General features: G+C 73.2%; 6 protein-coding genes. 3 read left to right on the top strand and 3 right to left on the bottom strand.

Annotated elements, in window-relative coordinates:
- Positions 1–60: 60 nt before the first annotated feature.
- From ACFQ80_RS22000 to ACFQ80_RS21990, 3 genes are all read right to left on the bottom strand, one after another.
- A complete protein-coding gene (locus ACFQ80_RS22000; protein WP_430565138.1) occupies positions 61–3858 on the bottom strand; it encodes a multifunctional oxoglutarate decarboxylase/oxoglutarate dehydrogenase thiamine pyrophosphate-binding subunit/dihydrolipoyllysine-residue succinyltransferase subunit in 3798 nt (1265 codons plus the stop codon).
- 333 nt (positions 3859–4191) lie between these two features.
- Positions 4192–5328 carry a sensor histidine kinase gene (locus ACFQ80_RS21995; protein WP_430552498.1) on the bottom strand — a complete coding sequence of 379 codons (1137 nt, stop codon included), beginning with the start codon at positions 5326–5328 and terminating at the stop codon, positions 4192–4194.
- Positions 5328–6074: a response regulator transcription factor gene (locus ACFQ80_RS21990; protein ID WP_430552497.1), complete on the bottom strand. Its 747-nt coding sequence runs from the start codon at positions 6072–6074 to the stop codon at positions 5328–5330. Before ACFQ80_RS21990 ends, ACFQ80_RS21995 begins: the two co-directional genes overlap by 1 nt.
- Positions 6075–6290: 216 nt before the next feature.
- On the opposite strand from ACFQ80_RS21990, the gene ACFQ80_RS21985 reads away from it, so the two are divergent.
- From ACFQ80_RS21985 to ACFQ80_RS21975, 3 genes are all read left to right on the top strand, one after another.
- Positions 6291–7661, top strand: a complete 1371-nt coding sequence (locus ACFQ80_RS21985; protein ID WP_430565137.1) for a hemolysin family protein — start codon at positions 6291–6293, stop codon at positions 7659–7661.
- Entirely contained in the window at positions 7658–8695 is a 1038-nt protein-coding gene (locus ACFQ80_RS21980; RefSeq protein WP_430552495.1) for a hemolysin family protein, read from the top strand. The genes ACFQ80_RS21985 and ACFQ80_RS21980 overlap by 4 nt, the downstream gene beginning before the upstream one ends.
- Before the next feature lie 236 nt (positions 8696–8931).
- Positions 8932–9786, top strand: coding sequence for a M15 family metallopeptidase (locus ACFQ80_RS21975; RefSeq protein WP_430565136.1), 855 nt, complete (start codon positions 8932–8934; stop codon positions 9784–9786).
- The last annotated feature ends 106 nt before the right edge of the window (positions 9787–9892 follow it).

The raw sequence follows: 9892 nt of genomic DNA, 5'->3' as shown, positions 1-9892 counted from the left end.
GCATCTGATGCGGCCCGCCCTTCGGACTACCTCGGCGAGATCAGTACTCCCTCGGCAGGGTCAGCGGTCGAAGGCCTGGGCGACCAGGACCTCCTGCTGCTCCTTGTGCCGCTTGGCCGTGCCGGCGGCGGTCGACGCCGACGCGGGGCGGGACGCGACGCGTACGCGCGGCATGTCGTCCGGCAGCGCCAGGTGCAGGAAGGACCAGGCGCCCTGGTTCTCCGGCTCGTCCTGGACCCACACGACGTCGGCGTTCGGGTACTGCGCCAGCTGCGCGCGGAGCTGCTCCTCCGGGAACGGGTAGAGCTGCTCCAGGCGGACGATGGCGGTCCGGGTGTCCTGGCGCTTGGTGCGCTCGGCGAGCAGGTCGTAGTACACGCGGCCGGTGCACAGCAGCACGCGGTCGACCTGCGCCGCGTCCACCGTCGGGTCCGGCAGCACCGGCTCGAAGGTGCCGGTGGTGAAGTCCTCGACGCTGGAGGCCGCCGCCTTGAGGCGCAGCAGCTGCTTCGGCGTGAACACCACCAGCGGGCGGCGCGGGCGGGCGTACGCCTGCTGGCGCAGCAGGTGGAAGTACGACGCCGGGGTGGACGGCTGCGCCACCGTCATGTTGTTCTCGGCCGCGAGCTGCAGGAAGCGCTCGATGCGGGCGGACGAGTGGTCCGGCCCCTGGCCCTCGTAGCCGTGCGGCAGCAGCATGACCAGCGACGAGTGCTGGCCCCACTTCTGCTCGGCGGACGAGATGAACTCGTCGATGACCGTCTGCGCGCCGTTGACGAAGTCGCCGAACTGCGCCTCCCAGAGCACGAGGGCGTCCGGGCGCTCGACCGAGTAGCCGTACTCGAACCCGAGGGCCGCGTACTCGCTGAGCGAGGAGTCGTACACCCAGAACTTCGCCTGGTCGCCCGACAGGTACAGCAGCGGGGTCCACTCGGCGCCCGTGTTGCGGTCGTGCAGCACGGCGTGGCGCTGGACGAAGGTGCCGCGGCGGGAGTCCTGCCCGGCGAGGCGCACCGGGGTGCCCTCCATGAGCAGCGACCCGAACGCGGCGAGCTCGCCGAAGCCCCAGTCGATGCCGCCCTCCTTCGCCATGAGCTGCCGCTTCTGCAGCATCTGGGCGAGCTTCGGGTGCACCGTGAAGCCCTCGGGCGCGGACACCTGGACGGCGCCCACGCGCTCGAGCACGGCGTGCGGGACGGCCGTCTGCCAGCCGACCATGTCGCCGGCGCCCTCGCGCTGCGCCTCCGGGCGCTCGAGGCCGAGGATCTCGTCCTCGCCGTCCGGCGTGCTGGCCTTGCCGGCCGACTTGGTCTCGGTGAAGACCCGCTCGAGCTGCGCCTGGTAGTCCTGCAGCGCCTGCTCGGCCTCCTCGACCGTGATGTCGCCGCGCGCCACGAGGTTCTTCGTGTACAGCTTGCGCACCGACTGCTTGGCCTCGATGAGGTTGTACATCAGCGGCTGCGTCATCGACGGGTCGTCGCCCTCGTTGTGGCCGCGGCGGCGGTAGCAGACCATGTCGATGATGACGTCGCGGTCGAACTGCTCGCGGTAGGCGAAGGCCAGCTCGGCTACGCGCACGCAGGCCTCGGGGTCGTCGCCGTTCACGTGGAAGACGGGGATCTGGTAGCCCTTGGCGACGTCGGTCGCGTACGTCGTGGAGCGCGACGACGACGGGCCGGTGGTGAAGCCCACCTGGTTGTTGATGATCACGTGGATCGTGCCGCCGGTGCGGTACCCGCGCAGCTGCGCGAGGTTGAGCACCTCGGGCACGACGCCCTGGCCCGCGAAGGCCGCGTCGCCGTGCAGCAGGATCGGCAGCACGGAGAAGCCGTCGCCGCCCAGGTCGATGCGGTCCTGCTTGGCGCGCACGATGCCCTCGAGCACCGGGTCGACCGCCTCGAGGTGGGACGGGTTCGCGGCCAGGTAGACCTTGGTCGTCGCGCCGGACTCGGCGGTGAACACGCCCTCGGTGCCGAGGTGGTACTTCACGTCGCCGGAGCCCTGCACGCTCTTCGGGTCGAGCTGGCCCTCGAACTCCTTGAAGATCTGGCCGTAGCTCTTGCCCGCGATGTTCGCCAGCACGTTGAGGCGGCCGCGGTGCGCCATGCCGATGCCGACCTCGTCGAGCCCGCCCTCGGCGGCGCGCGACAGGATCGCGTCGAGCAGCGGGATGACCGACTCGCCGCCCTCGAGCGAGAACCGCTTCTGGCCGACGTACTTGGTCTGCAGGAACGTCTCGAACGCCTCGGCGGAGTTCAGCTTGCGCAGGATGCGCAGCTGGTCCTCGCGCGGGGTGCGGGCGTAGCCCGACTCGAGCCGCTCCTGGAGCCACTTGCGCTGGGCCGGGTCGGCGATGTGCATGTACTCGACGCCGATCGTGCGGCAGTACGAGTCGCGCAGCAGGCCGAGGATGTCGCGCAGGGTGTCCTTGGTCTTGCCGCCGAAGCCGCCCGTCGGGAACGCGCGGTCCAGGTCCCACAGCGTCATGCCGTGGTTCTGGATGTCCAGGTCGGGGTGCTTGCGCTGGCGGTAGGCGAGGGGGTCGGTCTCCGCCATGAGGTGGCCGCGCGAGCGGTAGGAGTGGATGAGCTCCGCGATCCGGGCCGGCTTGGCGGCCTCGACGTCGGTGTCCACGGTGTTGTCGCGCACCCAGCGCACGGGCTCGTACGGCACGCGCAGGGCCGCGAACACGCGGTCGTAGAAGCCGTCCAGGCCGAGCAGCTTGCTCGCGAGCACCTTGAGGAACTCGCCGGACTGCGCGCCCTGGATGATGCGGTGGTCGTAGGTCGACGTGATCGTCATGACCTTCGAGATGCCCATGCGGGCGAGCTGCTCCTCGGACGCGCCCGCGAACTCCGCGGGGTAGTCCATGGCACCGACGCCGATGATCGTGCCCTGCCCGGACATGAGGCGCGGCACGGAGTGCACGGTGCCGATGCCGCCCGGGTTGGTCAGCGAGATCGTGGTGCCGGCGAAGTCGTCCATGCCGAGCTTGCCGCCGCGCGCCTTGCGCACGAGGTCCTCGTACGCGGCCCAGAAGCCGGCGAAGTCGAGCTCCTCGGCCTTCTTGACGCTGGGCACCAGCAGCTGGCGCGAACCGTCGGGCTTGGCGAGGTCGATCGCGAGGCCGAAGCCGACGTGGGCGGGCTGCACGACGTGCGGCTTGCCGTCGATGCTCTCGTAGTGCGCGTTCATCACCGGCATGTCGGACAGCGCCTCGACGAGCGCGAACCCGATGAGGTGGGTGAACGAGATCTTGCCGCCGCGACCGCGCGCGAGGTGGTTGTTGATGACGATGCGGTTGTCCACCATGAGCTTGGCGGGCACGGCGCGCACCGACGTCGCGGTCGGGACCTCGATCGAGGCCTCCATGTTGGTGACGACGCGGGCGGCGGGGCCGCGCAGCTTCTGCACGTCGTCGGTGGCCTCGTCCTCGGTGGCCTTCGGTGCGGACTTCGCGACCTCCGCATAGGGCGCGGTCGAGGGCTGGGCCTCGGCGACCGGGCGGACGGCGCTCACCTCGGGGTCCGCCGGCAGCGGGGCCGGCTTCGCGGCCTTGCGCTCGGCCTTCGCCGTCTCGGCGGCGGCGGTGCCCGACCGGCCGGCCGGGGCCGCGGGGGCCGGGGCCTGTGCCGGGGCGGCCTGCTGCGCCGGAGCCGCGGGCTGTGCCGGGGCCTGGGGCTGCGCCGGAGCCGCGGGCTGCGCCGGGGCCGCGTCCGCGGTGGCGCCGTTGGTCTCACCCGGCTCGTAGTCGGCGAAGAAGTCCCACCACGCGGGGTCCACCGCGTTCTTGTCCTTCAGGTACTGCTCGTAGAGCTCGTCGACGAGCCATTCGTTGGCTCCGAACGCGCTCGCCACGCTGATCGACTCTGACCCGTCCTTCGGGGACACCACGCGCGGATCGCCCACTTTCACACAGTTGCAACTCGTTCGACCGGAAATGCGCCCGACAGCGCCGGTGCGCAGGTCCCAGCCTACGTCCTCCGGGCCGTCCGACCGGGGAGGCCGAGTGGCGTCAGACGGCCGTTCCCGGGCTCGCGACGCGGCATCGTGACCGTCCGGTAATGCGGTGGGCAACGGCTCCTCGGGTCGACCCGATGACTCCGTGTTCCGACGTCATGTCCGCACCACGCGGGCCGTCCTGTGACGGACGAGTGTGACCAACGTCACCCGGGGGAGGGCGCGGCGGGATCAGTCCGAGGGCTCGGTCGTGACGCCGGGGGCGGGGCGGGCCTGCGCGGGGAGCGTCACGCGCATCGTCGCGCCGCGGTCGGTGTCGGCGACCTCCACGTGCCCGCCGTGCAGGTCGACCGCCCAGCGGACGATGGCGAGGCCGATGCCGGTACCGCCGCTCGCCATGCCGGACGGTGGCGCGGCATGGGGCCGTCCGGCGGCCGCCCCGCTCGCGAACCGCTCGAAGATGCGCCCGCGGTCCTCGGGCGCGATGCCGGGACCCTCGTCGCTCACCTCGAGGACGACGTCGTCGTCCACCGGGTAGGCGTCGAGCCGCACCGTGCCGCCGTGCGGCGAGTGCCGGATCGCGTTCTGCAGCAGGTTGGTGACCACCTGGCGCAGCCGCTCCACGTCGGCCTCCAGCGCGAGGTCCGGGGGCGTGACGTCGACGACGTAGCTGAGACCCTTCGCCGCGTCGACCATCGACATCGCCTGCGCGGACTCCTCGAGGAAGTCGCCCACCGAGAACTCGCTGAGCACCAGCGCGGACGCGCCGGCCTCCACGCGCGACAGGTCGAGCAGGTACGTGACCAGGCGGGTGAGGCGCTCCGTCTGCTCCAGCGACAGCTCGAGGGCCGACGGCGTGGGCTCGGTGACGCCGTCCACCATGTTCTCGAGCTGGGCCTGCAACGCCGCGACCGGGGTGCGCAGCTCGTGCGACACGTTCGCGATGAGCTCGCGCCGCACGCGGTCGGAGGCGTCGAGGTCGGCGGCCATGACGTTGAACGCCTCGGCGAGGTGACCCACCTCGTCGCGGCTCGTGGCGCGCACCCGGATCGAGTAGTCCCCGGCGGCCATCGCCTGCACGGCCGCCGTCATGTCCCGCAGCGGCGACGTCATGCCGCGCGCGAGGAGCTGCACGATGACCAGGGACAGGAAGATCGCCAGGGGCAGCGTGCGCGTGGGGCCCAGCTCGTTCTGCAGGCCGATCCACGTGATGAGGACGGCGAACGTCACCGTCGCCACGACCAGCACGCCGAGCTTGGTCTTGAGCGAGCGCAGGGGGTCCAGCGGTCGGACGTCGGGCAGCCGGTGGTGCTCCTTGCGCCGCGGCGCGGCCGGCCCGGCGTCGTCGGCGCCGGGGGCGGGGTCCATCAGGCCTCCGGCGGCTCGAACGCGTACCCGACGCCGTGCACGGTCCGGATGAGGTCCGGCCCGAGCTTGCGGCGCAGCGCCTTGATGTGGGAGTCGACGGTGCGGGTGCCGCTGGCGTCCGCCCAGTCCCACACCTCGGCGAGCAGGCGCTCGCGCGTCTGGACGGTCTTGGGCGAGCTGGCGAGCATGACCAGGAGCTCGAACTCGGTCGGCGTCAGGTGCACCTCGTCGCCGGCGCGGTGCACGCGGCGCTGGGCCCGGTCGATCGTGACGTCGCCCATGACCATGGGCGGGTCGGCCGGGGTCGTCACCGCGGCCTGCTGCGCGCGCTCCACGCGCCGCAGCAGGGCCTTGACGCGCGCCACCAGCTCGCGCATGGAGAACGGCTTGGTCATGTAGTCGTCGGCGCCGACGCCGAGGCCGACCAGCATGTCGGTCTCGTCGTCGCGCGCCGTGAGCATGAGGATCGGGATCGGGTTCTCCGCCTGGATGCGGCGGGTGACCTCGAGCCCGTCGATGCCGGGAAGCATGACGTCCAGCACGATGGCGTCCGGGTTCAGGCGGGAGGCGGCGTCGACGCCGGCGAGGCCGTCGCGCGCCACCTCGACCCGCCAGCCCTCGGCGGACAGGCGCTGGGCGATGGCGGCCGCGATCGCGGGCTCGTCCTCGACGACGAGCACGGTGGCGTTCTGCTGGCCCGACGTGCCCGAGGTGCCCGGGGTGCTCGGAGGGGTCGCGGTGGTCATGGTGCCATCTTGCACCGGCTCCCTGGGGGAGCGCTGAGTACACGCTGTCCGGGGCTCTCCCGCGCGGACGCCGACTCGCCCGCCGGCTCCGTCCCGATAGCATCGGAGCACGATGGACGAGAGCCGATATCGCGCGGGGTCGCCCGCGCCGTCCCGCCTGGCCACCCCGCCGCCCCGCCACCTCGCGGTGCCGCCCCGCACGACCGGGAGCCGCCCGTGCTAGGCGACGTCCTCATGATCGTGCTGGGCGTGGTGCTCACCGCGGGCACCGCCGTGTTCGTCGCCAGCGAGTTCTCCCTCGTCACCCTCGACCCGGCCGTGCTCGGGGCCGACGACGAGGAGGGCGACAGTCCGTCGCCCGGCCGCGACACCGCGCGCCCGTCGGACCGACGGGACCGCGCCGTGCGTGCCGGGCTCAAGCACCTGTCCACGGAGCTCAGCTCCGCCCAGGTCGGCATCACCATCACCACGATCCTGCTCGGTTACACCGCCCAGCCGGCGCTCCTGTCCCTGTTCTCCGAGGCGTTCGCGGCCACGGCGCTCGGCCGCGGCGTCGCCGGCGTGCTCGCGGGGGTCCTCGCGCTCGTCGTGGTCAACGCGTTCTCGATGCTCTTCGGCGAGCTGATCCCGAAGAACTTCGCGCTCTCCGCCCCGCACGCGACGGCGCGGCTGGTCGTCCCCGTGCAGCGGGTGTTCACCATGCTGTTCCGGCCGCTCATCGCCGTGCTCAACGGCTCCGCCAACGCGCTGCTGCGCCGCGTCGGCGTCGAGCCCCGCGAGGAGCTGTCCGGCGCGCGGTCGTCCTCGGAGCTGCTGTCGCTCGTGCGGCGCTCGGCGCAGGAGGGCACGCTCGACCAGTCGGTCGCGACCCTGCTGGCCAACTCCCTCGAGCTCGACGAGCTGTCGGCGCGCGACGTCATGACCGACCGCATGCGGATGGCCGTCGTCGAGCGCGACACGACGGCCGCCGAGGTCGTGGCCCTCGCCCGGCGCACCGGTCACTCCCGGTTCCCGGTGATCGGCGAGGACCGGGACGACGTCGTCGGTCTCGTCCACCTGCGCCGCGCCGTCGGCGTGCCCCACGACCGGCGTGGCGAGGTGCCGGCCGCCGCCCTCATGGTCGACGCGCCCCGGGTGCCGGAGACGGTCCGGCTCGGCCCGCTGCTGGTCGAGCTGCGCGGCCTCGGCCTGCAGATGGCCGTGGTCGTCGACGAGTACGGGGGCACGTCGGGGATCGTCACGCTGGAGGACGTCGTCGAGGAGCTCGTGGGCGACGTCGCGGACGAGCACGACCCGCGCCGCGCCGGGGTGGTGCGCGGCGCCGACGGGTCGTGGGTCGTGCCCGGGGTGCTGCGCCCCGACGAGCTGGAGGAGCGCACCGGCCTGGTGGTGCCCGAGGGCCCGGCCTACGAGACGCTCGGCGGCCTGGTCATGGCGGAGCTGGGGAGGGTGCCCGAGGTGGGCGACGAGATCGAGACCGACGGCGTGCTGCTGCGCGTGGAGGCGATGGACGCGCGGCGCGTCGAGCGGCTGCGCGTGCTCGCCGTCGACCCGGCCGGGCACGAGCGCGGGGAGGCGGGCCGATGAGCACCGGGACCGCCCTGCTGGTCGGCGTGCTGCTGCTCGCCGGCAACGCGTTCTTCGTCGGCGCCGAGTTCGCCGTCATCTCCGCGCGCCGCAGCGCCATCGAGCCGCGGGCCGAGGCCGGCGACCGGCGCGCCCGCACCGCCCTGTGGGCGATGGAGCACGTCTCCCTCATGCTCGCGTGCGCGCAGCTCGGGGTCACCGTGTGCTCCACCGGCCTGGGCATCGTCGCCGAGCCCGCCCTCGCGCACCTGCTCGAGGTGCCGTTCGAGGCCCTGGGGGTCCCCGAGGCGCTGCTGCACCCCGTCTCGCTCGTCCTCGCGCTGGCGATCGTCGTGTACCTGCACGTGGTGCTCGGTGAGATGGTGCCCAAGAACCTCGCCGTCGCCGGCCCGGAGACGGCCGCCCTCTGGTTCGCGCCGCCGCTGGTGCTGCTCGGCCGCGCCGTGCGCCCGGTGATCGCGGCGCTCAACTGGGTCGCGAACCACGCCGTGCGGCTCGCGGGGGTAGAGCCGAAGGACGAGGTGGCCTCCGCGTTCACGGCGCAGGAGGTGCAGTCGATCGTCGAGCACTCGCAGGCCGAGGGCGTGCTCCGCGACGAGCAGGGCCTGCTCGCCGGGGCCATCGAGTTCTCCTCGCGCACCGCCGGCGACGTCATGGTGGCCGTGGACGAGCTGGTCACCGTCGACCCCCGCACCACGCCCGACGACGTCGAGCACCTCGTCGCACGCACCGGCTTCAGCCGGTTCCCCGTGCGGGGCGACGACGACGCCCTGCGCGGCTACCTGCACCTCAAGGACGTCCTGTACGCGTCGAACGGCGACCGGTTCGACCCGGTGCCGGCATGGCGCGTGCGCGCGCTCGCGTCCGTGCGGCCGGCCGACGAGGTGGAGGACGCGCTGCGCGCCATGCAGCGCTCCGGGGCGCACCTGGCCCGCGTCGAGGGGCCCGACGGCGTCCTCGGCGTCGTCTTCCTCGAGGACATCCTCGAGGAGCTCGTGGGCGAGGTGCGCGACGCCATGCAGCGTCGGCCGTGACGCCGTCCGCCCGCCGGGCATGAGCAGGGTGGACACCTTCCCACGGCACGGGGCCGCGGGACCGGCCCGACCGGCTGTGGACGGGGACTTGGCGGGGGAGCCCGACCCCGTTATGGTTCCGTGACGGATCGGTCGTACGGCGCGTGGCGGGCACGCGGTGACGGGCGGTCCGTGTTCAGGTCCGGACTCCTCGGGCGGCCACGGTGGCCGCGCCGGGGCACGAGCGCGGAGGTGCCGTGGAGGCGACGTCGCAGGGTGACGCAGCCGCGCCGCGCTCCCGTCGCGAGATCCGGGAGGCCGAGCTCGCCCGGGCCGGCAAGAAGCCCCGCAAGCGTGCTTCCACCGCACGCGGCGACCGCTCCGAGGGACGGCACGCCGCCCCCGCCGGCCACGCCTGGGTCACCCGGCTGACCGTCCTCGGCTCGCTCGCCGCCGCGACCATCGCCGCCCCCCTCGTCACCGACGACCAGGCCCACGGCGGCACCCCGTTCGACCTCGACACCCAGCCCGCGGGCCCCTCCACGCTGGCGCTCCTCGAGCAGGGCGTCGACACCCCCCGCACCTCCCAGGGCATCGCCGCCGCACCGCGCGACGTGCGCGTCGAGGCGTCCGCCGCCAGCCGGACCGCCGAGCGCAGCCCCCTGCCCGGGTGCGACGCCGGGGCGTCCATCGACGGCGGCAACGGCAGCCTGGCCGACCACTCGCTCTGCGACATCTGGCAGCCCGGGGAGAAGCTGCGCGCCGACGCCGCCGTCGCGCTCAGCGCCCTCAACGAGGCGTTCCGCGTCCGTTTCGGCCGCGACCTGTGCCTCGTCGACAGCTACCGCTCCATCTCCTCCCAGTACGCCGTCAAGGCCAGCCGCGGCTACCTCGCCGCCACGCCCGGCACCTCCATGCACGGGTGGGGGCTCGCCATCGACCTGTGCGGCGACGAGTACCGCTCCAGCGAGGTCTACGGGTGGCTGTGGGAGAACGGGCCCGCCTACGGGTGGGAGAACCCGCCGTGGGCGCAGCGGGGTGGCATGGGGAACTACGAGCCCTGGCACTTCGAGTACAAGCCCGGCGTCGTGGAGATCACGACCTGGCACTGAGCCGCCGTTCTGTGCTCGTGTGCTCACCGCCGCGGGAGGTGCAGGATCCTTCGCGCGGTCGTATCCCTCCCGAAGTGGAGCGCCCCCTGGGGCGCGTGAACGCGAC

Origin of the sequence: Isoptericola sp. NPDC056578, from assembly GCF_042793275.1 — a bacterium.
GTDB lineage: Bacteria > Actinomycetota > Actinomycetes > Actinomycetales > Cellulomonadaceae > Isoptericola.
Note: the sequence above shows the minus strand (reverse complement) of the source record. Positions and strands in the feature narration are given on the sequence as shown.

Coding starts and splice junctions, on each gene's coding strand:
- ACFQ80_RS21995 (WP_430552498.1), bottom strand. CDS start 5,328: ATGGACCCCGCCCCCGGCGCCGACGACGCCGGGCCGGCCGCGCCGCGG.
- ACFQ80_RS21990 (WP_430552497.1), bottom strand. CDS start 6,074: ATGACCACCGCGACCCCTCCGAGCACCCCGGGCACCTCGGGCACGTCG.
- ACFQ80_RS21980 (WP_430552495.1), top strand. CDS start 7,658: ATGAGCACCGGGACCGCCCTGCTGGTCGGCGTGCTGCTGCTCGCCGGC.